A 25,710-nucleotide genomic window follows, 5' to 3' on the forward strand; every position below is an offset into this window, starting at 1 on the left:
TCTTCTAGGTAATATAGGGAGAGGCAGAACTTTTTAATGCTAAATTTGATCCGCTATTACATATTCAAAACTTTGTTGTATATTTTTGTTGAATACTATGCTATCTTATATAATATAAAGTGGAATCGGTACCAAAAAAGATGTTAAAGCAGGTGTAATAGTAGTGGCAACTATATCAGATGTAGCGAAACACGCAGGATTATCAAAGACAACAGTATCAAGAGTTATAAATAACTCTCCACATGTTGCTCCAGAAAAAAGGGAAAAAGTGCTCCATGCAATGAAGGAACTTAATTATTCTCCCAATCCATCAGCTAGAAGAATGCGTGGTAATATAATGACTTCTATTGGAGTAATTGTGCCGAGAATTGTAAATCCTTTCTTTTCTTACTTAGTGGACTCTATTGAAAAAGCTGCATACGAGCATGGCTACCAAGTCGTTATTTTTCAGAGTGATGAACGGAGAGAAAAAGAACTATCTTTTTTAGAAATGCTAAAAACAAAACAAGTAGATGCAATGATCATGACAGCAATTGAAAATGATTGGGAAGTAATCGAATCGTATAAACAGTATGGTTTAATCTTACTATGTAATGAATATTTATTAAATAAAGGCGTTTCAACTGTAAGGGTGGATCAAATGAATGCCACCTTTATTGGTGTGAAGCATTTAATTGAAAAAGGTCACAGAAAGATTGCATACTGCACCGGTGGTTTATTTGCAGATGATGGGAAAGATAAAGATCGTAATAAAGGTTTTCAAAAGGCCATGAAGGAAGCTGGACTAGATGTTAATCCTCAATGGGTATTTGTTGAAAGACATTCTATCGAAGACGGAAAAAAGGTTGCCGATCAAATTATTAAAATGGAGGACAAACCAACAGCGATTTTTACAGGAAGTGATGAAGTTGCTGGAGGTATTCTCGTGGAATTAAAGTCGAATGGATTTAAAATTCCTAATGATATGGCCATTATAGGTTTTGATGATCAGCCGTTAGCAGAAATAATTGATCCTAAATTAACAACAATCCGTCAACCTATAAGCAAAATGGGAGAAAAGTGTGTGGAGATCATTGTTAGTCAAAATCAAGGAAAGGGCAGTGAGATAATAGATTGTGAGTTACAAAATGAGCTTGTGATAAGGGAATCAACTTAATTTCGTCAATTCATACGTTCAATGATTGGCGAAATTTTTTAAAAAACTATTGAAACCGATACCAAAACTATATATAATCTGATTTAGAAACATTATATGTTTAGAAGACTCCTTAGGGGTTATTATTTTAAAGTGATTTGGTACCGATACCAAATGAAGATTACAAATTTAATGCTCCTTATATTGTTTTTATGGAGGTGGTTGTATCGATTTTTTGTAACCGATGCCAAGTTAAACAAATTTATGATTAAAAAACCCTTATATCACATATTAGAATTATCAAAGGAGGAGAGTTAAATATGAGAAAAAAAATACTATCGTTATTTTTAGGTTCAATGGTTGCGGGGGCTTTGTTAGTAGGTTGTGGCGGCGCTACAGGAAATGAAACTATAGGAAATGAAGGTACAGAATCTCCTGCTGAAGGAGAACAAATTTCGATTAATATATTTCAAGGGAAAGTAGAGTTTAGAGATCAGTTTCTAGAATTGGCACGGCAGTATGAGGAGGAAAATCCTAATGTGAAAATTGACTTTGCTGCAGTAGGTGGGGGAACTGATTATTTTACTTCTTTACGTTCAAAGTTCTCAGCAGGAGATGAGCCTGAGATTTTCAGTCTTGCAGGTCCATCTGAATTAGCTGATTATCAAGAGTATTTGGCGGATGTATCGGACACACAAGTTGCATCATTAGCATTAGAGGGAACACTAGATGGTATTACAACGGAAGAGGGAGTGTTTGGACTTCCTTTTAACCTAGAAGGGTATGGATTAATTTATAATAAACGAATTTTTGAAGAAGCTGGGGTTAATGCCGAAGAAATTCTTACTTATGAAGATTTAGAATCAGCCGTACAGCTTATTGATCAGCAAAAAGAGGAATTAAATATTGATGCTGTTTTCGCATTAGCTGGAACAGAAAAATGGGTTACTGGAAATCATTTAGCAAATGTATTTCTTGCTCCTGAATTTGAAAATGATGTACAAAAAGCTTATGAAAGCGACACCCTTAGCTTTGAGAGAAGTGATGAATTACAACGAATGGTTGATCTTCAAAGTAATTATTCTGCTCAACCTGTCTTGAGTATTGACTATTCTCAGCAAGTAGAAAAATATTTTTCATTAGAGCGAGTAGCAATGATACAACAAGGGAACTGGATCTATCCATCTGTTCATGCAATGGATCCTGACTTTGCCCAAAATGGAATCGGTATTCTGCCAATCCCTATTGAAGGGAATGAAGGACATTTACCAGTTGGCGTTCCAAACTACTGGGTTGTTAATAACAACAAGGACCCTGAAGTCGTTCAAGCTTCAAAAGACTTCCTAGATTGGTTATACACATCGGAAATTGGTAAGGAAGCTGTTTTAACACAATTGAACTTTATTCCAGCGTATGAAGGCTTTGATGAAACTAAGATTGCAGATCCGTTATCTCAAACGATTTATGAATATTCATCTGAAGGAAATACGATTGGGTGGGTATTTATGGGATATCCAAGTCCGTGGGGCGACATTTTAGGTGCTAACATACAAGAGTATATTGGTGACCAAATCTCATGGGACCAAGTTGTTGAGAATTCGGTTAATGAGTGGGAAAGCATGAGAAGATAGCAGAACTTTACAAAAACAGCTAACAATCACTATCTTGTTAGCTGTTTTACATCAAAGGGGAATAACATTCCTTTGAAATTATAGGAGGTACAATATGAGGAATCGTGATTTATCTTATTGGCTGTTTTTGACGCCTGTTCTATTAAGTTTAAGCCTAGTCGTAATCATTCCATTGCTCCTTGGTTTATATTATTCCTTCACAGATTGGAATGGTTTGACTTATAACCAATTTCTTGGCTTAGAACATTATATTCGACTGTTTCAAGATAATCGTTTTACTAGTTCTATTTGGTTCACAATACGCTTTTCAGTAGTAACTGTCATCATGCTTAACGTCATTGGCTTAGGATTAGCATTACTCGTTACTAGGAAATTCCGGTCAAGTAATCTCCTTCGTACAGTTTTTTTTATGCCTAACTTAATCGGTGGATTAATTTTAGGCTTCATTTGGCAGTTTATTTTTATTAGCGTGTTTTCTGATATTGGACACTCTCTTGGGATACCGGGATTAACTGGATGGTTATCAACACCAAATACAGGTTTCTGGGGACTTGTTATTTTGACTTGTTGGCAAATGGGCGGGTATATCATGATTATTTACATTGCCTATTTGCAAAATGTACCAGCTGAACTGCTAGAGGCTTCTGAAGTTGATGGGGCAAATGCTTTCCAACGTTTTCGAAACGTCACGTTCCCTTTAGTAGCCCCAGCTTTTACGATAAGTATGTTCTTAACTCTGTCCACCTCCTTTAAAATTTACGACCAAAATTTATCTTTGACCAATGGAGGTCCATTTAACTCAACAGAGATGGTAGCGATGAATATTGTAAATACCGCATTTACTAGTAATCAAATGGCTTACGGGCAGGCTAAGGCGATCATATTTTTTATCATGGTAGCTGCAATCGCGGTCACACAAGTCTACTATAATAAAAAACGCGAGGTGGACTTATAATGAAAAAGAAAAAAAACAATTTATTTTGGTTACAAGTCCTCGGTCTTTTATTCGGTTTACTATGGATTTCTCCTTTTTATTTAATGATTGTGAATGCGTTCAAATCTAAACGTGAGATGTTCGAGGATGTATTGGGGTTACCGTCAGAACTAATTTTTTCTAACTTCGTCCAGGCATTTATTGATTTAAGGTTTGTTCAATCTTTCTTTAATTCATTATTGATAACAGTTGTTAGTATTACGGTTATTGTCATCTTTTCTTCTATGGCTGGATATGCCTTAGCGAGGAATAAGAGTAAATTAAGTGGTGTCCTTTTACTTCTGTTTGTAGCTGCTATGCTTATTCCTTTCCAAGCTGTCATGATCCCTTTGATTACAATTTTTGGCCAAGCTGATATGCTAAATCGTTTTGGATTAATTTTTATGTATCTGGGATTTGGCTCGAGTTTAGCAATTTTCTTATATCATGGTGCGATGACTGGACTTTCGAAATCCCTTGATGAAGCCGCAACGATTGATGGAGCTTCGAAGTTTCAAACATTCCGTCATATTATTTTCCCGTTACTCAAGCCTATTTCTGTAACCGTAGGAATTTTGAATGTGATTTGGATTTGGAATGACTTTTTATTACCATCTCTTATTTTAAGTGATGCGGAGTCAACCATTCCCCTTAGAATGTTTATGTTCTTCGGACAATATACACGTCAATGGCACTTAGCTTTAGCAGGTTTGACGATTGCGATCATACCTGTCATTATTTTTTATTTCTTTGCACAAAAACAAATTATCAAAGGTGTTTCGGAAGGTGCAGTTAAGTAATTAAAGATAAAGGGGGGTGAAAATGGAGAAGTTTATGGGTGGTTTCTATTTAGTGAGTGAGTGGATCTCCAGGTTTGCGCTAGCCAATTTATTATGGCTGCTGTTCACTTTTCCTGTGGGGATAGTCGTCCTAAATTTGATCATGGTTGAATCAAAAGACACATCATTGCTTATCGTCATCTACTTTGCCTTAATTGCTCCTCTAGTGGTATTCCCAGCCACTTCTGCACTTTTTGCAGTAAGTCGTGATTGGGCTATGGAAAAGGAACAAGAAACTGTTATAAAAGGGTATTGGAATTATTACAAAGAGAATTATAAAAGCAGTGTTAAATTAGGCCTTGTTCTAACAATCGCCTGGGTGGTTACAGTCGGAGATATCTATTACTTTTGCGTCAGTTTCCCACTCATCACATATGTTTTTGTTGGATTTGGATTGTTTTTATTTGTCGTAACGATGTACTCCTTTTCTGTAATGGTACATTATGACATTAGTGTCAAGGATGTTCTGAAAAAGGCGCTCGTCTTTTCAGTGGCAAAACCATGGATTGGCATTATTCTCATTATTTTAACCGCTATGATCCTTTTTGTTAGTGTCAATCAATTGAGGTTTTTACTGATCTTTTTCAGCTTTTCAATGATTTCATTTATATCGATTTCATTATTTTTAAAAATTTATTCGATGTTGATAGAGAAAAAATAATAGGAGTTTTTGGAGGGAGAAATATGCAAGAAAAATGGTGGCATAACTCTGTAGTTTACCAGGTCTATCCGAGGAGTTTTAAGGATTCTAACAACGATGGGATTGGCGATTTAAATGGTATCATCGAGAAACTTGATTATTTAAAGGAACTAGGGATTAATGTTATCTGGCTAAGTCCTGTTTATGAATCACCAATGGATGATAATGGCTATGACATCTCTGATTACGAGGATATCGCGAAGGAATTTGGAACAATGGAAGAGATGGACCAATTAATCGACGAGGCAAATGCTCGGGGGATCAAGATCATCATGGACTTAGTAATTAATCACTCTTCGGATGAGCATTCTTGGTTTATGGAGTCTAAAAGCAGTCGGACAAACTCTAAGCGAGACTGGTATATTTGGCGTGATCAAAATGAAGATGGAACTCCACCAAATAATCTCCGTTCGATTTTTGGAGGCTCTTGTTGGGAGTATGATAAAGGAACGGAGCAATATTTTTTCCATTCCTTTTCAAAAAAACAACCAGATTTAAACTGGGAAAACCAAGATCTTCGTGAAGAGCTTTACCGAATGATTCGTTGGTGGCTAGACAAGGGGATTGGTGGATTCCGTGTCGATGCCATAACATTTATTAAAAAACCAGAAAAATTCAAGCCTGTAATTGCTGATGGTCAAGATGGTTTAAGGGTTGTGAAACCTAATTATCCAGGTGTCGGTAAATTTCTGGCAGAGCTCAAAGCAGAATCTTTTGCAAAATATAACATTTTTACGGTAGCAGAGGCACCTGGAGTAGAGCTCGACCAATTATCAGAATACAGTGGCGATGATGGATATTTTGATATGCTGATTCGTTTTGATCATGTGGATATGGATATGGATGAAAGTGGACAATGGTACGCAAAAAAGGATTGGACACTTCTAGATTTCAAACATGCCCTAACGAAAAACCAAGAAGCAATCAAAGAGAATGGCTGGACTGCGTTGTATTTAGAAAATCATGATCAACCACGGTCATTAAATCGTTTTATCCCTAAAGAAGATATCAACAACCGTTCAGCTAAGATGCTTGCCACTACCTTCTTTTTCTTAAAAGGAATGCCTTATATTTATCAAGGTCAAGAAATAGGTATGACGAACATTGAATATGAAACAATTGATTCATATAATGATATCTCTTCCATCGATCAGTATAATGTTGCGTTAGAAGCTGGTTTGTCTAAAGAAGAAGCGCTGGAAGTTGTCCATCGAAGAAGTCGAGATAATTCTAGAACTCCGATGCAGTGGAGTGAAGAGATAAATGGTGGGTTTTCAAATAAAGAGCCTTGGTTACAAGTAAATGAAAACTATAAACAAATCAATGTGGAGAAAGCTTTAGAGGATAAAAATTCATTGTTTTATTTTTATCAAATGCTTATTCAAATAAGGAAAGACTCGACCTATAGTGAATTGTTGAAATACGGCGTATATGAGGAGCATCTCAATGACCACTTGGACGTTTATGCCTATTCACGGAGCTTAAATGATCAAAAACTACTTGTGATTACCAATTTTTCAAATAAGGAGGTACATTTAAACCTTGAGAAAAGGTCAAAGAAAATTGTACTAGGAAACTACGATGATACACCATTGCTGAATGAAATTGTTACAGTTAGACCATATGAATGTATGGTTTATGAGTTAGATTAAAAGATAAATACGTCTTCATTTAGATAAAATCATACTTTTTTTAATTGTGAGGTAAAAGATAAGAAGTTTCTTGAGACGAAGGAAGGAGTGAGCGGATGGTTAGACATCGGCAAAATATAGATAAAGCAAACAAAGAGGTTTATAAGAAAAAAACAGAAGTAGAAAAAAATCATTGGCGTTTAGCCTATCATATGGCTCCACAAGCAAATTGGATGAATGACCCGAACGGATTTATCTATTTTAATGGGGAATACCATTTATTCTATCAACATAATCCGTATTCTCCAGAGTGGGGACCGATGTATTGGGGACATGCCAAAAGTAAAGATTTGGCTCATTGGGAGCACTTGCCAATCGCCTTGGCCCCAAGTGAGGATTATGATGTGGACGGTTGTTTTTCCGGCAGTGCCATCGAAAGGGACGGAAAACTTTACTTGATGTATACCGGAAATAAATGGACCGGTGACAATCATGATACTGATCTAAAGCAAGTACAGTGTCTTGCTGTTAGTGAAGATGGAATATCCTTTAATAAATTAACAGAAAACCCAATTATGACCGATGCTCCTGCAGGTGATATTCATCCGAATCATTGGCGTGATCCAAAAGTGTGGAAAAATGGAGAATTTAATTTTTGCGTATTAGGTTCGAAGACAAATGATGAAAAGGGACAAGTTCTCCTTTATCGTTCTGTAAATTTAATAGATTGGGAGTTTCTAAATGTAGTAGCTAAAGGTGAAGGGAATTTTGGATACATGTGGGAATGTCCAGATATTTTTCATTTGAACGGAAATGACGTGTTAATTATGTCGCCTCAGGGTGTAAAGCCAGAAGGAGATTTATATCATAATTTGCACCAGGCTTGTTACGTAGTTGGTACATTGGATTATGAAATTGGGGTTTTAAACCATGGGGAATTTGAATTGTTAGACTATGGTTTTGACTTTTATGCTCCGCAAACAACTATCGATGATAAAGGGCGACGAATTATGATTGCCTGGATGGCTATGTGGGAAAGTGAAATGCCTGAGCAAAAATATGGTTGGGCTGGGGCAATGACATTACCAAGATTACTAACAATGAATAATGGTAAACTTTTAACGGAACCCGTCCCTGAATTAAAAGCTTTACGTAAAAAGGAAGTCTCCTTTCAAAATGTTTTAATAAAAGGAGAAGTGAAGTTAGAAGGTGTTTCAGGGCATTGTCTTGAAATGGAAGTGACTATCGATGCGAAGGAAGCTTCGAGTTTCGGTCTAAAACTAGGAGTAAATCAACAGCAGAATGAAGAAACATTGTTTTCTTATAATGTTGCAGATGAGATTCTTACTTTTGATCGAAGACGTTCAGGTGAGGGCCCAGGGGGAATTCGTAAAGCGCCTGTTTCATTACAAGATAACTTGTTGCATCTACATTTATTTATTGATAATTCATCTGTAGAAGTATTCGTACAAGGGGGCGAAAAGGTGCTAACTGGTCGTGTCTACCCTAGCGTTGAAGCAAATGAGATTTATTTTTTTGCAGATAAGGAAATTAAATTAGTCACACTAAAAAAGTGGGGGTTAAAAGGAGTTTTTTCAGAATTGTCTAATGACTTAGTTAGAGACAAGATAATCTAGTCCTTCAAGAGTATGAGATACTTTAGAGCTCTTACGGTATGGTTTTCCCTTGTCTAAAAAAGCCTGAATCTGACTCTCTCCTTTTGATACATCCAGACCAATGACTGGATTCATTCGATATCCCCTCCAAAAGATAAATTAACCGGTACCCCTAGTCCTTCTTGCAGTATCACAGCTTCGCTTGTTATACGAGATCTACGTCCCAACCAGCCTCAATCATGTTTCTATAAGTAGGAGGCAAACTGTTTAGCTGACGGGATCACGTCCCACGGGCAGTTACGTGTTACCCCGGCTACCGTTATAATAAGACCATATTAAAAAAGGTCAACCAGAAATATTTTCTTATCTGGCTGACCTTATAATACGAACGGGTGCGTTTCTGGCACAGGTAGGAACGCTTTTTTTTACTAACGGAGCACGATAATACAATAAGAAATACCGATAGAAATTAGTTATTTATGTTAAATTCAAATGTATTTCACAGTGAGAGAATGGAGTGCTATGGATGTAAATATTTAGATGAGAAAGAAGAAATAACGTTCATTATTGGTGAATGGGAAGATTATGAAGAGAGTCTAATTCTAAAAAGAGAATAAGTTCCTCAATTAATAATTTTTTTATTAAGCTAATTGGGAGCATTCCTTCAAGATGGAATGCTTTTTCTATGTTGATAAATGGAAAGTTAATGTTAAACGAAAGATGCACATTACTTTAAGAAGGAATACATAATAAAACAATAGCCGAATTAAACTAACTACCAAAAGATTAGTGGAGGTAGTTTTAACAGTAATGTTGTTATGGCTTAAGAAAATGTTACTTATGCATACTCTTGGAGATGGGATTTTACTGAGAGGCAGATTAGATAAACAAAGTAACAACTGCATAAGTTACTGGAGTAATTGTCTTAACTCTTCAGCATGTCTACGATTACTATTAATAACGTCCTCGACAATTCTTTTACTTTCTAGGTCTAAGTCTCCCTTGGCTACCTCCTCTGAGTAATGAATACCATAATTATCTACCCCTTTTAAAGCATCTTCAATAATATCCTTTGTATTTTCAGAAAGCATCAGATTATGCATAAAGCTGTGCATTCTTCCAGATATGCCTTCACTATTAGCAGGAACGCCCTCTAAATCTTGGATTCGTTGAGCCAGTTTTTGAGCATTCTGTTTAACCTCCTGTTGCATAGATTGAAACTTTTGTTTTAATTCAGTATTATCTAGCTTTTGAATATGGTGGTCTAGAGCACGTATCCCCATGTATGTCCCTCTTAATAAAGTATTTAATTCTTCAATAACAATTTCGTCGCTTTTCATAAACTCACATCCTTTTTCTTATTATCATGATTTTAGTTTTTAATTATTCAAATCAATCCTTCAAGGAGTGGAACCGTCTCAGACTGGTGAAAAAGTATTATTTCATTTACGAAATAAATTCCCAGATGGAACAGATAGTACCTTTTTAGACTTACCATCTCTATATTTAGTTCTTTGAATCAAAAGTTCCGATCTTTCACTGATTCCAAACCGTCCCTGTTCTTCTCCCTTCACCTCAAAAATAGCCCCTTTCAAAGTAAAATATGGGTTCTTTTTTAAGTTATATGATAGCGTTTACAATTCAGTTATGCCATAAGAAATAGTTAACTAATTCGAAAGTGGAGGAGAAAATTTGAAACTAGTAACGTATAGCATTGGAACGGACTATCGTTTAGCTGCACAAGAAGACCAAATGATTATTGACTTAAAATTATCAAAACAAAGTCATTTGCTACATAGTACAACGATAATATTCAATAGAAAGGATATTCAACAGCAGGTGCATTTCTTTAATATACTCAGTGACAAGCTTTATTTTAAATTTTTCACTATATATAGCCATAAAAACACCCCCGAAAGTTAGATTTTCTACTCTAACTTTCGGGGGTCGGTACCAACTAAAGTGCTGCTCTTTTTGACGTAATTAAAAATATTTTCTATAAAGCTCTTGTCTGAGTCGGCTACTTAGCTAACATAAATGCGTGTGGTCTCCGTTTTTTCATGGCAAGTAAACTCTGTATGACATCGTTAGGTGCTCCATTCACCAATATGGAATCCAGTTGAAAACATAAACTCAAACAGTGCTTTCTCCATGGGCACTTTACAAGCTTCCCTGAGATGTTCGATTTCTCTTTCTGTTAGAAACTTTGGGATTCGTTTCTCGACCTTTGGCGCCTTAATCTTAGAAGCTGGGTTTGAAGGAATATGTCCCTCTTTATGTGACCATCGAAACAAGGAGTGCAAAAAACGGATACGGTGAGCTAAGCTGGAAGGTTTTAAGTGTTCGCTTGATTCAGTTAAATATTCCTTTAGTTGATTGTTAGATAATGACTCGATGGATACATCATTACGACCGCTTGCGGATAGCCCATTCGGCTACGATAAGGTTAATCACCCAACCCGTACCCATTAATAGAGCTCCGCTGAGTTCACTAGGTGGGCCAATGATCAATACCCCGGCCAAATGGGTCAGAACCTGGGTACCAGCACCAAGCCCGATCGCATAGCCTCTAATCATCCATGCCCGGTGCCGGATCACGTCCCCTCGCAGAATTGCGGCAAAGCCGAGGAGGATGGACACTACCATGGCGGAACCAAACAGGAGCCGCAATACATAAAGCAACTCACCGGTGCCATCCGCCCAGGGATAGAACAGAGTCATCCACAGCCCTGTAAGCCCGGCCAACAGTCCGCATAAGACCAGGAAGCGTCCGGCTGCACGATGCCATCCGGGTCGGCGCCGCCGGAAACCGTTCGAGAACTGGAATGCACCCAGAATGGCATATACACTAACCGTCAAGATATGCAACACCACCGGCAAGGGCGATGCAAAGAACCGCGCGTTGTCCGGAGTGATTTCCGCGCCGCCCACCAGCTCGGTTATACGCAAGGCCCCTGCGACGATCGGAACGGCACTCAACACGAGTAGTGCGGCGATGAGCCACTTTGACGAAACCGCTTTTGCCGGTTCTTGGGTTTTCTGATGCTCAGGTTTCTCATTATGTTGCGGAACATCGGGGGATTGATTTTCATCGTAGACATTCGTTTTCATAATACAGCTCCTTAAACGGATTTACGCAGTACTGTATGCGTTTCAACGTACATTCCAAACAAAACAAAGAAAATTTTAGTTCTTACTTCTTTGTGTTGTCCCCATAAAAGAATACCTCTTCCAAAGGTAAGTTAAAGGCGTTAGCAATACGAAAAGCTAGTTCTAGAGATGGGGAGTAATTCCCCTTTTCTAAAGCCACAATGGTTTGTCTTGTTACGCCGGCCTTGTCAGCCAATTGCAGCTGCGTCATTTCATCATGGTTGAAGCGTAATTTTCTGATATGATTGCCGACAAGATTTTTGCTCATATTAAACTCCTTTCCGATAGTGATAAAGTTTTGTGACAGAACCGGTCACATCTGAGATAAATCCGAAAATTATCAGGGTCACGAACATCACCTGTAACGGCTGTTCGATCACCAGCGATCCCATGGCAAGAAGAAAACCAAGAACAAACACAAAGAAGGAATTTCGAAATGATCTCAGTTCAATAATTTTATCCATTTCATCTGCAAAGGATGGTTCCTTTTCTCCCGTCGTTATTCGGAAGATGATGTTGAAAACAATGCTGTTCACGATATGCGCAACAATGGAAACCAACGTCAAGATGAGAACGAAGGAACCCCAAAAACGAAAAGTTTCCGTTGAATCCTGCAAATCATCGGGATACTGCGGATACATGTATGCACTATAAGCTCCAAAAATAATGATTGTGCTGATCAGTGATACGATGCTCTTCTTTTCTTGATAGGTCATGTTTTACCTCCTGTATACTGTTTTTTACATAAAGTAAATTTATATATACATAATGTAAAATAAAGTATACACCAAGTCAAGTATAAATTACATAAATAGGCCAGACACAGCCTAATAGTTATGTGCCAGCCTTCATGGGGACGCAACTGGTTAGAGGTTTAAGACCTCAAAGTATTAGTCTGAAAAATAAAGTATTAGACCGCTTATCTTTACTAAGGAGTTGCTGTATTCAGTGTTATTACACATTACTTATTCATGAGAGTTTGTGTATTCAAAAACGGTTGATTCTGTAAGAATTGGATATATGGAAACTGAAGATTTTACTTTAGATATGGGTGCAATGAATTATAGTATTGAATTGGGAGTATCCGAAGAAAATACATCTGCCATTGAATTTTATAGGGCAATTGGGATGACAACAAAGAGTAGAAAAATGGAGATTATATTGAACTACCATGAAAATAAAACTTCTGTGAATTAGAGAAAAGACTACTAAAGAAGATGTAGCTCATTCGTTTTAAAAAAAGTGGGGGACCGCCAAATTTATGAAGCTATGGACTACATTGACTGGATTAATAATTAGTATAAACAGTTCCAAACCATTTTCATTCTCTGTGGTGAAGCGCAAATTTTTGCGCTTCCTGGATGGCTAACGGGGGCGATGCTTGAACAGTGAAACGTCGCTTTCCTTATTCCACTATTTGGAAGAGTAATTGAAGAAGGATTTTTTCTTTTTTATATAGAATCTTTTTCGTTTTATAAAGGTAACAGGTTCGTAGATAGGGGTGGAAGGAAAATGAAATTAGTAATCGAGTAATTGTTAGTCAACTAAAGGGAGCTTTTCTCGAATTTGTGAATTGAATAATTAAAATTGAAAATAATTGATAGAAATTCTATAAACAACTGAAATTTCAAAAAAGATTGGAAACCGAAAAGTTGGACAAACCAACTTTTCGGTTTTTTTATTGTTCTGCTGGCTCGTTTAGAATGATTTTACTATTTCTAATAGTCGCATATAAAAATGTTAAAATATAGCGAATGATAAAAATAATAAAAAGTTTGTAACGAAACGATTATTTTTTAGATATATAGGTTGAAAGGAGGTAGAACATTGGGAGAGCTTACGGAAGTCTATGAACAATATGCCGATCAAGTCTTTAAATATATAATGGTCCTTTGTCGTAATGTAGACATAGCAGAGGAACTAACACAAGAGACTTTTTATCAGGCTGTTCGTTCAATCAACACTTATAATGGCGAATGCAAGATGTCAGTTTGGCTTTGCCAAATTGCAAAGTATACATATTATAAGTACGTGGATAAACAAGTCAAACAACCTCACTCATCACATCTACTGAACCAATTACCTTCAGTAGAAAACAACCTTATTGAAAGTGAAAATAAAATTGAACTTTATCGGATGATTCATTTATTAGAGGAACCGTATAAAGAAATTGTTTTACTTCGTATACTAGGCGGCTTAACCTTTAAAGAAATTGGAGAAATACACTTTAAAAATGAAAATTGGGCAAGGGTAACCTTTTATCGAGCTAAAATAAAATTAAGAGAGCGAGGAAATATGAATGAAGAATGAATGTTATATTGTGCGTGATTTATTACCATCGTATATAGATCAACTATGCAGTGAGGAAAGTTCAAGATTTATAGAGCAACACATCGCCACATGCGAACAATGTGCTGAGCTTCTGAATCAAATGCGTGTAGAATTTGATATTCAAGAGCAATCGGAAATCCCAGCTCGCATAGAACAAAAAAAACCTTTTCAAAAAATCGCTCATTTTTTCAATGCACAGAAAAATTTCACGAAATTTTTAAGTATTTTCTTTTGGGTTGCACTCATCGTAACGATTGGATTTTTTATATACTCTTTGAACGTGTTGTCCGAACTTAATGATGAGCGAGAAAAGACACAAGTAATTGAACAGCAAAAGCAAGATATTATGGAAAAGACATTCTCCGTATTATCGACACCAGTTACTATAGATGAAATAGCACTCCAAGCCATTTTCCAAGAATATAGCGGGCAACTGGAGCAATTAGCTGTATTCTCTACTGAAAATATAGATGAAGATGATGTTATATATTTACAAGAAGGCCCTAAAAATTTCTTTCCAATTGATTATTCACAAGCAGAACTTATTATTGGAGAAAATGGAAAGATTATAGAGACAATCATTCCGAATGATTATGATATAGGAACTGTAGCAATGGCCAATGATCAATGGATTGTACAATATGAATATCAGGAGTCCTATCTTGAAACGATTGAAAATGCACATCAAATTAAACATTATGCCCCTTCTAATTGGACAGTCTTTCAGTTACCGATTGTATTTATCATTATTACTGCTTTCATTTTAGGGGGCTGGCTAATTCAAAAACGAATTACAAAACCAGTGGAAAACATATTAGACTAACTCAAATAAAAACAGAGTTAACTTGCAAAATTCGTAGAATTAACTCTGTTTTTTATTAATATTTTGTAACTCGAATACGTTAAATTACAGTAGAAATTGTGAAATTCTCCGCTTTAACTAAAGGGTGCTGATGTTTAATAAGAAGAACTATTGCAACGCACCAATTAAATTAATAATTGGTGCGATTAGAATATGGGGTGACGTTTACTATATAGAAAAACTCAGTTGAAAGTGGGGAATAAGAAAAATGACGATAACTTACACATCTCCTTTTTGGTTTTCATTGATAATTGTAATCATCATTATGTTTATAATTAATTACTTAACTCAAGCGTTTATAATGAAAAAAGAAGGTAAAATAATAAGTTGGGGTTTTACGTTGGTCCTTCTTATTCAAAGTTTAGTTATTACAATAATATTTGAAGTTATATAAGTTATATTATTTCACTTGTTAAACTATCGGGTGCTAGAGTGGAACAAAGAGTTGTCGATGCGGCAGCTCTTATTGCGTTATAGGTGGAGAATTACTTACTTGAAACCGTTTTATTCAATTAATCTCCTTAAATGAATTTATCCATTTTAACGAACTGAGTTATTAGGTTAATTCTTAAGATACCCATTTTTTAAAATAGAATTTACATATTGGTTTCGTTGGCGGGAAATATAGCAATTAAAGGAGGTTTTAGAATGGAAAGAGTTGGTTTCTGGATACGTGCTGTTGCGATGATTATAGATGGGATATTTTTAGGTATTTTGCAAATGATCATTTCCTTCATATTTGGTGGTGGATTTAATTTAGAGGGAGCAAATACAGGTTTACCTCTTATACTAAGTATAATTGTCTCCATTCTTTACTATGTTTGGTTTCAAACCATTTACAATGGTCAAACTATTGGGAAGAAAATTTTAGGAATAAGAGTAGCAACTTTACATGGCGAGAGAGTAAAAATGGGAAGAATGTTTGTTAGAGAGGTATTGGGGAAACTCCTATCATATTTAATTTTATTTGTTGGTTTTTTAATGGCTGCTGGAAAATCAAAACGGGCACTACACGATTATGTAGCGAAAACAATAGTAATAAGGGCTGAATAAGTTCTTTAATCCTTTTAAAAATGGGTGAAGTGTTAGGAGGAATTCCATTGGATCAAACTAAACCCTTATTGGTTCACAAACATGAAAATCTTTTATACGCTTTGTGTATTTTGGTTAGTATCATAATTGTAATTAGCTTTCTTTTTTCTATTATTGGTGCCGTTATCTTATTTGGGGTGGCACTTATCTCTTTAATCTCCCATATATTTTCGATGGCTCACATTCAGATAAACGGTGTGTTATTAAGGGATAATCAATTCCCAGGACTTTACAATAAGGTTGAAGAATTGAGTAGGAAAATGGAATTGAGGCGGGTTCCAGAAGTTTATGTTATTGAATCTGGTGGGATGTTAAACGCATTCGCGACAAAGGTACTTGGTTATTTTGGAAAGAACATGATCGTATTATATTCTGATTTTGTTGATATTGCATATGATTCAGATGAGTTTGACATTGATTATGTTATTGCTCATGAACTTTCTCATCTTAAAAGAAACCATATTGTTAAAAACCTATTTGTTATTCCTGCTATGTGGATACCATTTATTGGGACAAGCTACTTAAGGATGGCGGAATATACTTGCGATCGGATGGCGGCTTATTATACGGATCATCCACAAAATGCAATAAACGGTTTGTTGGTTCTTGCAGCTGGAAGACGTTTGTTTAAAGAAGTAAACCTTGAGGCTTACTTAAATCAATACAATGAAAAAAAAGGTTTGTTGATTACAGTAGCAGAATTACTTTCTACTCATCCTCCTATTCCAAAACGTATTCACGCAATTGAAGAATTTATGTTTGAACAACCTAGTGTTTCACTTGTATCAAGAATGAAACAGATGGTAATTGTTATTATTGTATTGTTCTTAATTTTCCCAGCTCTAGTCGTAGGAATTGGCTTTGCTACGGTAAAAACAATGGAGGAATTTGATTACTGGTTTAGTGAATTTATGTTTGCAGATTACACTCCTTTAATGGAAGCTAGTATGAACGGAGAAAAAGAAGAGGTTGAGCGATTATTAATTGAAGGGAGCGATCCCAACGAATTAAGCGAATATGGGGAAACTCCTTTGATTACTGCAATAGATTTTGAAAACACTGACATTGTTCAACTATTAATTGAATATGGAGCTGATCCTAATCTCAAAGATGAATTTGGATGGATACCACTAAATTCAGCTCTAATGATGGAAGATTTAGAATCAGTCAAAATACTGTTGGATGCTGGCGCAGATCCATATATAACTGATGCAGAAGGAGACACAGCCATTGATTTAGCATCAGAATTGGGTCTCACTGAATTTATGACACTATTACAAACGTATGACCAATAATGAAAAGTGGGAAAAGAACACGGAAGTTCCGTGTTCTTTTCTTTAACCTTTTAAAAGTGTTCATTTTACTGATTAACTCATGATGGAAGAGATTTTACAAAAACTCACAAACAAACGATATAGTGTTCCCCAAAAATTGAAATTGAAATGCTTGGATGGCGTTAGACCAGATTTATTAAAGAAATTAAGCAAGAAGGTCGGTCATAGAACTAGAGTTTATTTAACTTATGGTTCTGAATGGTATTTATATGTATGTCATCGATTAGCTAAAATGATTATTGTGCTAACCAAGCAGAATAATTGAATAAGACTTATTTAGTTTCGAAAACTAAACAGAGGCGGGAATAATACTTGGTATATCGTTAGGAGGGGAAATATGACTAAAATAAGATATTTTGATAATGAAAATTATAGTGGTAATCACCTACATATAGACAATTATAAAGACCAATTTACCCCGTTTATTGAGGCGATTGCTTGGGAAAGACAAGATAAAACATTGGATGTATTTTTTGATGATTTTGAAGATGATAACGAATTTAAAGCATTATATGGTGATAAGGAACATTATCATGATGACTTCATGGGGTTATTCTTAGGTAATGAAAAAACGGATAAAGAAGCCTATAAATTGTTTCGTAATTGGGTTGATACGGTGTTATATCCATATCGAAAAAGAACCAAATAAAATCAAAAGTTCTTCAACTAACGGGGGCATTCCTTCAACAAGGGATGCTTTTTTATGTCAACCGTATGGAAATTAATGTTAAACTAATGTGGCAGGTTAGTTGAGAAGAAGTAAGTATCATTTCTTAATACATAGTAGACTACATACTGTGCAACAATTGTCTTCAATTTTGGGTGACTTTGTGAAAGAATGTACTTAAACGAGTAGTTGAGTTTAATAAGAGGCGAATATTATTCTCCTCTTATTTTTTATGCATATTTTTTCTTAAGAGTAAAATAATATTACTTGTATTTACAATTGTACTTACAGTGAGGATGATGGATAGTGAATATATTGCTTAAACAAAAAACTGTTTTAATTGTTTGAGCATTGTATTTTTGCATGGAAAAGAAGTGGGCCGAATTAGAAAGAAAATTTAATATATCATCTGCTCAACAGCATATATTATTTTTACTCGCTACTAATAAGAATGTACTTACCCCTTCAAAAATAAGTGAATTAGGTTGCTGGCATACTTCTACTGTTACAAGATTACTACAACCACTACAAAAAAGAGGCTTTATAAATGTAACAACAAATAAAGAACAATCTAGATATAAAATAGTAACAATTACAGTTGAAGGAAAAGAAATACTTGATAAGTTAATGGATGCAGTTAGAGATATGGAACAATTTCCTTTAGATACGAGGCATCTATCAAAGGAAGAGGTAACAAAATTTTTAGATTATGGTCAAAGCATTTTAGATGTTCATAAAGGAAATGACTTTATGGAATTTTTGATAAATGCAAGAGTGAAGGACTACGATTATGATAGTAGTTTTAATATAGGGAGGGCAAGATAGAACCGACCACTTTCTTATTCTTAATAGCTATATAAAAATGAAACAAGGGAGAATAATTTAATGACTAATTCAAACAATGTACCAATAACATCATCGGAATTAGGAAACTTATGGATGACTCATCAGGATAAAACGATGTTAATGAGGTTTTTAGAGCATTTTCTTGAACATACTGATGATAAAGAAATACAACAAATAATAATGTTAAGTTACGATGCTTCAGCACAAACAGTAGAAAAAATAAAAAATATTTTTGAACAAGAAGGAGCAGCTATTCCTATTGGTTTTACCGAAAGCGACGTAATTAAAGGAGCTCCGAAGTTATTCAATTTTCTGTATGAAATAATGTTTTTACATATGATGAGTAAAATAGAGACTAGTCTTTTTGCTCTCTACTCAACTATGGCCTATCGTAAAGACATACGGAATTTTTTTAAGCAATTAACAACAAATTCACAAGATGTGTATGATCAATGTGTCCAACTTCTTTTAGAAAAAGGGGTTCTTGCACGTCCGGCATATGTTTCTATGCCAAAGGAAGTTTCCTTTGTTCAGAATATTAATTATTTATCAGGATTTAATTTATTAAAGGAAACACGTTCGTTAAATACAATTGAACTATCTCTGATCCATCATGCTATTGAGACAAACTTATCAGGAATGCAATTAATGATGGGGTTTGCCCAAGTAGCGCAAGATAATCAAGTAAAAGAGTATTTTGTTAAAGGGATGAAATTATCAAAAGATATAGAAACCACATTAGGTGAATATTTACGTGAGGATTATATAGAACCACCAGCTACTCATGCTGGGAAAGCTACCAATTCTACTGTTGCTCCATTTTCTGATAAGATCATGATGTATATTACCAATTTGTTAACCACTTTCGGACTTGGTAGCAATGCACTTGGAGGAGCTTTTAGTTTGCGAAGTGATCTACCGAGAACCATGGCAGTTCTTACACCAAAAATTTACACTTTTGCAAAAAGAGGTGGAGAAATAATGATTAAAAAAGGATGGATGGAGGAACCTCCACAAGTAGAAGACAGACAGCAACTAACTAAATCAAGATGAAATCAACTATGAATATTATGAATGAATTTTTTAAAGTAACTGAAGCGAATTGCTCATGGTAATCGCTTCTTTCTAATTCAAGTATAGTAAAAGAATATTAATGGGGAATGTTTATTTCTACACATTTTGGTGATCAATAAGAGGTTTCACTACTTGCTGATTAAATTTATCTACAGCTTCTTGAATTTTTCTTCCGTCTTTATACATTGCTACACTGTAAAAATCGCCGTCGGTTAATTTTTAGCGGTCGCACTGGTGAATAAATTTCAGTTGACAAAATAACTGATGGGAAAAGAATTACTATTGAAATAACTGGCTGTATCAATTGTTTTGGAAGAAATGTAATTAAACAAACCGGGGTGCTTATGTCGAAGAATAACAAATAATAAAACAAAATCATTTGCTGCACAATACAAATATAATGCGCAGCAAACCTTATCTAACTGAGCTAACTTTGTGAAATAATGCACTTAAACTATCGGGAGCATTCCTTCAACAAGGGATGCTTTTTCTATTTTAATAAAAAGGAAATTAATGTTAAACTAAATGGCAATAGAGTTGAAAAGAAAAAGGTTATTTTTAAACAATTTAATGTTATACGAGGGGGAAAAAGCACGACGACTATTAGTTTAATATTATTTGTTGGTCGTAGTTAGCAACCTGATATATGAGTAAAGCATAAGTTTACAATTATAGTGGCAATGAATGAATCTTTGGTGGTGAAAAATTCTATGAATTTCAATGCAGAGACAACTCATATTGGAGCAAGTTCTATAACAACTTTAATTAATTGGAATGAAATTAAATATAATCCTATCCAAATAAAGCCGTATAAAATCAAAAAAAGTTAAATGGTCTGTATTACACTTGTTCTCTCAAGGTAAGCGAAGATATAAAAGAAAAAATACATTACGAAAATGATTTATTAATAATCAATTCAGAAATTGAGGTTTCATTTAATAAAAAGGGTTATTTAAATATTGTATTTAAAAGTGAAACGCTAAAAAGAACAAGAAAACTCGGAAGCTTGGTTTCAAATTTTCATAAAAGTAAGGAATTGGATGGCCTAATTTTTACCTTACAGATTAGGGAGATATCTCAAGAGGCTGAAACCTATACAAAACAGGAATTAAATAGTTTAAGGAAAAAAAGAAATAAATTGAAAAATGATTACAAATACATCAAAGACAACCCTTATCCAATAAAAGTGTATAGAGGTGGTGGGTGTTCACCTAAATAAGTCGTAATAGGTACATAATCCGATTATAAAAAAACGTTTGCATTTCTGAATGGAACAAGTTTGGCTGAAAGTTAAAACAGATAAAGAACTGATAATATTATTAAAAGAGATTTTGTTTATGTAAATAGATAATCTTTAACTAACGAGGGCTTTTCTTGAATAATCCCCTAATAGTCAATACGATGGTGAAATTATAAAATCAACAACGGACACACGAAGAGATAAATTTGGTGAAGGAAGCATAAAAACTACGAATTGTACCTCAATTGAAGTGGTCGAAACAACAGAGAGAACTGATTACATTCTTGATGGTTGCGAAAATATAGATAATAACATTTTGGTCATTGTGAAATAGTGGTAATTTTTTCTCTGCAAAAAGTTTGTGAAGGAATGTACTTAAAGTAACGGGTGCGATTGTTCAATAAGAGCAGTCGCTTTTGTGTTAAAGAGGGAGTTTAATATTGAAGTTATAGTATTCTTTTTAAGATTACATTATTGTTGGCGCTACTTCAGTTTAAAAGGCAGCATTTATGCTGCCTTAAATCACTATTTAAAGGGGCTATAACTAGTATCCACCACCGTATCCATACCAGGGATAATAAGGATAAGGAGGGTAGTAATATGGGTAACGGAATATTCTTCTAAAAAAACGAAATGGGAAACGACGTCGGCGGAATCGACGAAATCTTCTCCTGCGAGGTCGTCCGTAATCATCGTAATCATAATCATTATCGTAGTAATCATCATCTCCATAGCCAAATTGCCTATTCATTTGTCCTGCATCAACATCTTCGGGAACTAACATAGTAACACCTTCTTCATCCATGCTATCGATAATACCATCAAACTGTGATCCATCACTCAGTTGTCCTATAACATGGTAGTTCATATACTTTTTACATAGACCTTTAATTTGGTCAGGATGGTAATCACCCTGAAATTGATGAGGATTCATTTGGATGTTGTTGTTCACTTAACAGCTCTCCTTTCTTTACACCAGTATGATATTCTCCCAGCTTGGGTTATGTTACCGTATATGTAAGGCAAATTTAGATTTCTCCTGTCGGCTTCATAACATTCCCACGCTTTTGACAGAATCAAAATCAATCCCTCCAATAGGAAAATTTAATTTATTTCTGTTAGTAAAAGAGCGATTGTATGTGTGTATAGGACGGTCATGATTAAAGGTGTGGCATTGTTTCGGTCCTATATTTTTTGTACTCTTTGGCTTATTTCTATTTTTTGAAGCAAAAGTATTTACAAAAGAATATCATCAAGAACAGGATTGGAAAAATATAGTTTGGAAAGGAATATTCACCCGTAATATATACTGTAAAGAAGAGTATATAAATCATAGGTTTCCGTTAGAAATGGAGAAATTGCAATTTTGGGCATTTTTAAGATGGGAAGAAAGCTAGTCTTTATTAAGCTAAAGGGTGCGTTAGTTGAACAAAAAAACAGTTAATAAAAATAAAAAAATGGCTCGGTTCGTATGAATTGAGCCATTTAAATTTGTTACAAAATTGGGTGCAAATAAAGGTGCATATTTGTTTGTAATTTCTGTTTTTGCGATAGGAAACGGAACCCGGTATAAAAACAATTGGTTTTTATACACTCTAAATCCTTTTTCAGCAAGGAGGTTTTTTATCGAGGTTAGTATCTTCAGAAACTACCTATATATATTTAATGCGCCATCATCTCATGAGCGATTTCATGACCATCCATTTCTGATGGATAGTAGGTAGGCCAGTTTGTGACTTCATCTAATAATGCTTCACGGTCGTCACCCCAATACAAGTGGTAGTGATCAGCTTTAGTCGGATAGATACCATGATCACTAAATTGAATATATGAAGGAGCTTCTTCAGATTCCTCCGCTAATTTAAATATGTATCTCACTCCTCTGTTTCCCGCATCATATGTTAAAATCTCGTACCCATCATAGATATATTCACTAGAAATCTCTTCTCCGTTTTTTAAGAACGTTACTGTATCCTCTTGAATTACGATACGGTTAACATCTGTTTGATACCCTACATCATAATACTCCTTATATTCTTCAGCTGTCATATCACCTTTATTTTCCTCTTTATAAGCAAATACTTCGTCAAGCGAACCATCTTGCAGGAATGGATAGACAGATTGCCAGTCTCCTTCCCAATCGGAGAGTGGACGATCCTCTACCTGACTGTCTTCAAAATACCCGTTATAAATTTGTTCTGCTTCTTCATCATGGCCATGACTATGATCGTGTTCACTTTCATGTTCATGATTTTCTGATTGTTGCTCTTTGACTTCAGAAGAGCTTTCGGCATCTGCTTCAGCTGCACTATTTTCGGACGATTCATTAGCACTAGAAGCTTCTTCCGATGAATTTGAAGTCTGACACGCCACTAGCAAGAAACTGATACTAAGTACGCTTAATAATTTTGTAAATGAACTCATTTTTTCAAAACACTCCCTCTAAATCGAAATTATTACGAATTGAATCATAGCATTTACTTTATTAGACTGTCAATGAAAATTACACCAATTTTATAAAGTTTTATAAGATGAAAAATAGACTCTCATGTAAATTCAAGGTGTATTTTAAATTTTATAGAAAAAGAATTATTTTTATATAGTCCAAAAAACTATGTAATTGGCTGACTAACTGACAGAACAAGAGTTAAACAAGAAGGTAGACATGAATATAAAGGAGGATATGTTTTGATCTCAGATTGTGAAGATATGTACTTAAACAAACGGTGCATTCCTTAAACAAGGGATGCTTTTTCCATGTCAATGAAAAGGAAATTAATGTTAAACTAAAGAGGCAGGATAGTTGAAGAATTGTAAAAATTTCTAAAACGATTTCAAGGAGCGATAACTTTTGGAAATTAAAAAGAAGGCAGATTTACTTCTGGAAAATTTTAAGGAATGGTCCGAGCAACAAACACATATAAAAGGTGTGGCAGTTGTGGGTTCATTTGCAAGAGGTGACTTTCACTCAAATTCAGATGTTGATTTAACTATTATTTCTTCAAATAAAGACCTTACTTTAGATATTATTAAAAACGAATTTAATTTCGATAATATTGAGAGTAGTACACTTGAAGAATGGGGGATTTTGACCTCTCTAAGAATCTTCTATGGTAATGGCTTAGAGGTAGAATACGGGGTTGTAACAGACCAGTGGGTTAAAGAGCCACTTGATGAAGGAACGAAGAATGTGGTTAAAAATGGCTTTAAGGTCGTAACTGAAAAAGAAGATATATTCTACAGTGTAAGAATGTTTCTAAATAAATTGTAGCCCAATTTTTCAACTATAGAGTGCTATGCTTCAAAATGAAGTTCACCTTTTTTCTTTTTCTACAAGAAAGATTGTGAAATATTGTACTTAAACTATCGGGAGCATTACTTGAACAACAGGAGCAGCCATATGTGATTGCTCCTGTTTCTGATATTCTTCAACTATTGACGCAGAATAGTACAAGAAAAGGTTATAGCTTTGCTTGTTGAAGTAAAAGCTGGTTAGTTAAACAAAGAATTTGAAACTTTATTTTAAAATGAATGTCTAATTAAAAAAGGGGGTATTTTGAAAAAGTTGGAATAATTTTGGTATCTTTATTGCTATTATTGGAAGGGCAGGAAACCTGTCCTTCTCTTCTATTATAATAAAAGGTAGGCAACAAGTGTTCCGACGATCCACAAGCCGATTGCGAAAGGCATATTTTGTATAGTAATACGGTATGGGCTTTGCTCCGTACCCATGGCTGTTAATGTGACGAGCAATCCGTACGTACCGACTGTGAATGTTGCTACAGAGCCAGTTATGAGAACAAGTGTGATACTCACAGGATTCATAACTTCCAACAAAGGTGTAATGATTCCTGTTAATATTCCTACTGTCGCAATTGGGTGAACTCCGAACATACTAAGTAAAACAAAGATAGCTTGAATCAAAAATAAGACGAGCATTGGATAATCCGATACAAAAGATAGTGGCTTTTGAATCACCGCTAAAAAGGATGTATCTCCTAAACTAGTAGAAAATAAGGAAAGCCCGATAAACAATACGATAAAATTCTGCATGGTATTTGTTTTTGTTTTCCAATTATTCCATCCAATTGTCCAAAAACTTCTCCGTCTTTTCATTAGTAACGACCAAATGAAAGCAAATGGGAAAATAATAATGGTAACGGTTAAAATAAAGTTTAAATGAATCAGATTTCCAATCAATACAACAAGTGTCAGGAATAAGATAAGTGCAAAGACGAACTGAATCATTTTTTTCGTTATTTCCTTTTTATTGATTTTTGGCTGTTGGTCAACTCCCACATCTTCGAATGTGTACTTTTTATAATACAAGCGTCCAAAAACGGAATCTAATAGATAGGCAACAACCGCGATAAAAACGAGCCATGGCAAGATGGTTACATAATCAACCCCTGTGGCAAATAGCGATACTGCGACCATAATCTCCAACGGACTCCACAGCAGGGCTAATGAGTAGCCTCTGAGGGATGCAGTTGTGATAAATGAATTTCGAATCTCTTTACTAAAAGAAGACAACGTGTTCTTCAGTACATCTTGTGAAATGGTGGCAGCGGATAAATTTAAAAAAGCTG

At 35.0% G+C, this 25,710-nt stretch carries 24 protein-coding genes and 4 pseudogenes; 19 read left to right on the plus strand and 9 right to left on the minus strand.

All coding sequences use genetic code 11. The annotated features are described in order from the left end of the window. Positions 1-163: 163 nt before the first annotated feature. From CEF19_RS19735 to CEF19_RS19765, 7 genes are all read left to right on the plus strand, one after another. Positions 164-1,156 (plus strand): LacI family DNA-binding transcriptional regulator, encoded by a 993-nt coding sequence (locus tag CEF19_RS19735; RefSeq protein ID WP_100407649.1) that lies wholly within the window; start codon positions 164-166, stop codon positions 1,154-1,156. 299 nt (positions 1,157-1,455) lie between these two features. Beyond that, a complete protein-coding gene (locus tag CEF19_RS19740; protein WP_100407650.1) occupies positions 1,456-2,766 on the plus strand; it encodes an ABC transporter substrate-binding protein in 1,311 nt (436 codons plus the stop codon). Between the two features lie 94 nt (positions 2,767-2,860). Then, the gene (locus CEF19_RS19745) at positions 2,861-3,721 is read left to right on the plus strand and encodes a carbohydrate ABC transporter permease (protein ID WP_100407651.1); all 861 of its coding nucleotides are present in this window, start codon (positions 2,861-2,863) and stop codon (positions 3,719-3,721) included. Continuing rightward, positions 3,721-4,539: a carbohydrate ABC transporter permease gene (locus tag CEF19_RS19750; RefSeq protein ID WP_100407652.1), complete on the plus strand. Its 819-nt coding sequence runs from the start codon at positions 3,721-3,723 to the stop codon at positions 4,537-4,539. Before CEF19_RS19745 ends, CEF19_RS19750 begins: the two co-directional genes overlap by 1 nt. A 22-nt stretch (positions 4,540-4,561) precedes the next feature. Then, a complete protein-coding gene (locus CEF19_RS19755; RefSeq protein ID WP_100407653.1) occupies positions 4,562-5,239 on the plus strand; it encodes a YesL family protein in 678 nt (225 codons plus the stop codon). A gap of 23 nt (positions 5,240-5,262) precedes the next feature. Beyond that, positions 5,263-6,930 (plus strand): glycoside hydrolase family 13 protein, encoded by a 1,668-nt coding sequence (locus tag CEF19_RS19760; RefSeq protein WP_100407654.1) that lies wholly within the window; start codon positions 5,263-5,265, stop codon positions 6,928-6,930. A 95-nt stretch (positions 6,931-7,025) separates the two neighbouring features. After that, positions 7,026-8,546, plus strand: coding sequence for a glycoside hydrolase family 32 protein (locus CEF19_RS19765; RefSeq protein WP_100407655.1), 1,521 nt, complete (start codon positions 7,026-7,028; stop codon positions 8,544-8,546). Here the strand turns inward: CEF19_RS19765 and CEF19_RS23315 are convergent. Then, positions 8,532-8,660: pseudogene (locus CEF19_RS23315) on the minus strand (IS110 family transposase); the annotation flags it as partial. The gene CEF19_RS19765 and the pseudogene CEF19_RS23315 sit on opposite strands and share 15 nt — an antisense overlap. Positions 8,661-9,433: 773 nt before the next feature. Beyond that, positions 9,434-9,865 carry a DUF2383 domain-containing protein gene (locus CEF19_RS19770; RefSeq protein WP_100407656.1) on the minus strand — a complete coding sequence of 144 codons (432 nt, stop codon included), beginning with the start codon at positions 9,863-9,865 and terminating at the stop codon, positions 9,434-9,436. Between the two features lie 352 nt (positions 9,866-10,217). On the opposite strand from CEF19_RS19770, the gene CEF19_RS19775 reads away from it, so the two are divergent. Next, positions 10,218-10,448: a hypothetical protein gene (locus CEF19_RS19775; RefSeq protein ID WP_100407657.1), complete on the plus strand. Its 231-nt coding sequence runs from the start codon at positions 10,218-10,220 to the stop codon at positions 10,446-10,448. 176 nt (positions 10,449-10,624) lie between these two features. Here CEF19_RS19775 and CEF19_RS23875 read toward each other — a convergent pair. From CEF19_RS23875 to CEF19_RS19795, 4 genes and pseudogenes are all read right to left on the minus strand, one after another. Next, positions 10,625-10,921: pseudogene (locus CEF19_RS23875) on the minus strand (tyrosine-type recombinase/integrase); the annotation flags it as partial. A 10-nt stretch (positions 10,922-10,931) separates the two neighbouring features. Continuing rightward, positions 10,932-11,636: a DUF2306 domain-containing protein gene (locus tag CEF19_RS19785; RefSeq protein ID WP_100407658.1), complete on the minus strand. Its 705-nt coding sequence runs from the start codon at positions 11,634-11,636 to the stop codon at positions 10,932-10,934. A gap of 82 nt (positions 11,637-11,718) precedes the next feature. Beyond that, positions 11,719-11,943, minus strand: coding sequence for a helix-turn-helix transcriptional regulator (locus CEF19_RS19790; protein ID WP_100407659.1), 225 nt, complete (start codon positions 11,941-11,943; stop codon positions 11,719-11,721). Position 11,944: 1 nt separating this feature from the next. Further along, on the minus strand, positions 11,945-12,391 hold the full coding sequence (locus tag CEF19_RS19795) for a hypothetical protein (protein ID WP_100407660.1): 447 nt from the start codon (positions 12,389-12,391) through the stop codon (positions 11,945-11,947). A 265-nt stretch (positions 12,392-12,656) separates the two neighbouring features. Between CEF19_RS19795 and CEF19_RS19800 the strand changes: the two genes are divergently transcribed. From CEF19_RS19800 to CEF19_RS24350, 10 genes and pseudogenes are all read left to right on the plus strand, one after another. After that, the gene (locus CEF19_RS19800) at positions 12,657-12,872 is read left to right on the plus strand and encodes an N-acetyltransferase (RefSeq protein WP_100407661.1); all 216 of its coding nucleotides are present in this window, start codon (positions 12,657-12,659) and stop codon (positions 12,870-12,872) included. 630 nt (positions 12,873-13,502) lie between these two features. Beyond that, a complete protein-coding gene (locus CEF19_RS19805) occupies positions 13,503-13,985 on the plus strand; it encodes an RNA polymerase sigma factor (protein ID WP_100407662.1) in 483 nt (160 codons plus the stop codon). Then, positions 13,975-14,829 carry a zf-HC2 domain-containing protein gene (locus tag CEF19_RS19810; protein WP_100407663.1) on the plus strand — a complete coding sequence of 285 codons (855 nt, stop codon included), beginning with the start codon at positions 13,975-13,977 and terminating at the stop codon, positions 14,827-14,829. The genes CEF19_RS19805 and CEF19_RS19810 overlap by 11 nt, the downstream gene beginning before the upstream one ends. Before the next feature lie 687 nt (positions 14,830-15,516). After that, positions 15,517-15,921 (plus strand): RDD family protein, encoded by a 405-nt coding sequence (locus CEF19_RS19820; RefSeq protein WP_100407665.1) that lies wholly within the window; start codon positions 15,517-15,519, stop codon positions 15,919-15,921. Positions 15,922-15,968: 47 nt separating this feature from the next. Further along, positions 15,969-17,255, plus strand: a complete 1,287-nt coding sequence (locus tag CEF19_RS19825; RefSeq protein WP_198510331.1) for a M48 family metallopeptidase — start codon at positions 15,969-15,971, stop codon at positions 17,253-17,255. Between the two features lie 151 nt (positions 17,256-17,406). Further along, positions 17,407-17,526 (plus strand): annotated as a pseudogene (locus CEF19_RS24345) (proline dehydrogenase family protein); the annotation flags it as partial. 105 nt (positions 17,527-17,631) lie between these two features. Then, positions 17,632-17,943, plus strand: coding sequence for a hypothetical protein (locus CEF19_RS19830; RefSeq protein WP_100407667.1), 312 nt, complete (start codon positions 17,632-17,634; stop codon positions 17,941-17,943). Positions 17,944-18,324: 381 nt separating this feature from the next. Next, the gene (locus tag CEF19_RS19835; protein WP_227522038.1) at positions 18,325-18,786 is read left to right on the plus strand and encodes a MarR family winged helix-turn-helix transcriptional regulator; all 462 of its coding nucleotides are present in this window, start codon (positions 18,325-18,327) and stop codon (positions 18,784-18,786) included. A gap of 60 nt (positions 18,787-18,846) precedes the next feature. Beyond that, the gene (locus CEF19_RS19840; protein ID WP_100407668.1) at positions 18,847-19,860 is read left to right on the plus strand and encodes a DUF3231 family protein; all 1,014 of its coding nucleotides are present in this window, start codon (positions 18,847-18,849) and stop codon (positions 19,858-19,860) included. A gap of 1,427 nt (positions 19,861-21,287) precedes the next feature. Next, positions 21,288-21,455 (plus strand): annotated as a pseudogene (locus CEF19_RS24350) (hypothetical protein); the annotation flags it as partial. A 210-nt stretch (positions 21,456-21,665) separates the two neighbouring features. Here the strand turns inward: CEF19_RS24350 and CEF19_RS19845 are convergent. Both CEF19_RS19845 and CEF19_RS19855 read right to left on the minus strand, forming a co-directional pair. Beyond that, positions 21,666-22,073 carry a hypothetical protein gene (locus CEF19_RS19845; RefSeq protein ID WP_227521887.1) on the minus strand — a complete coding sequence of 136 codons (408 nt, stop codon included), beginning with the start codon at positions 22,071-22,073 and terminating at the stop codon, positions 21,666-21,668. Positions 22,074-22,783: 710 nt separating this feature from the next. After that, positions 22,784-23,545: a ZinT family metal-binding protein gene (locus tag CEF19_RS19855; RefSeq protein ID WP_100404272.1), complete on the minus strand. Its 762-nt coding sequence runs from the start codon at positions 23,543-23,545 to the stop codon at positions 22,784-22,786. 427 nt (positions 23,546-23,972) lie between these two features. Between CEF19_RS19855 and CEF19_RS19860 the strand changes: the two genes are divergently transcribed. Then, complete coding sequence (locus CEF19_RS19860) at positions 23,973-24,392, plus strand: nucleotidyltransferase domain-containing protein (protein WP_100407669.1); 420 nt, start codon at positions 23,973-23,975, stop codon at positions 24,390-24,392. 359 nt (positions 24,393-24,751) lie between these two features. Here CEF19_RS19860 and CEF19_RS19865 read toward each other — a convergent pair. Further along, the coding region (locus CEF19_RS19865) for a hypothetical protein (protein WP_198510332.1) at positions 24,752-25,710 on the minus strand (959 nt) is incomplete at its 5' end.

This window comes from Bacillus solitudinis (genome assembly GCF_002797395.1).
Lineage (GTDB): Bacteria > Bacillota > Bacilli > Bacillales > Bacillaceae_D > Halalkalibacter_A > Halalkalibacter_A solitudinis.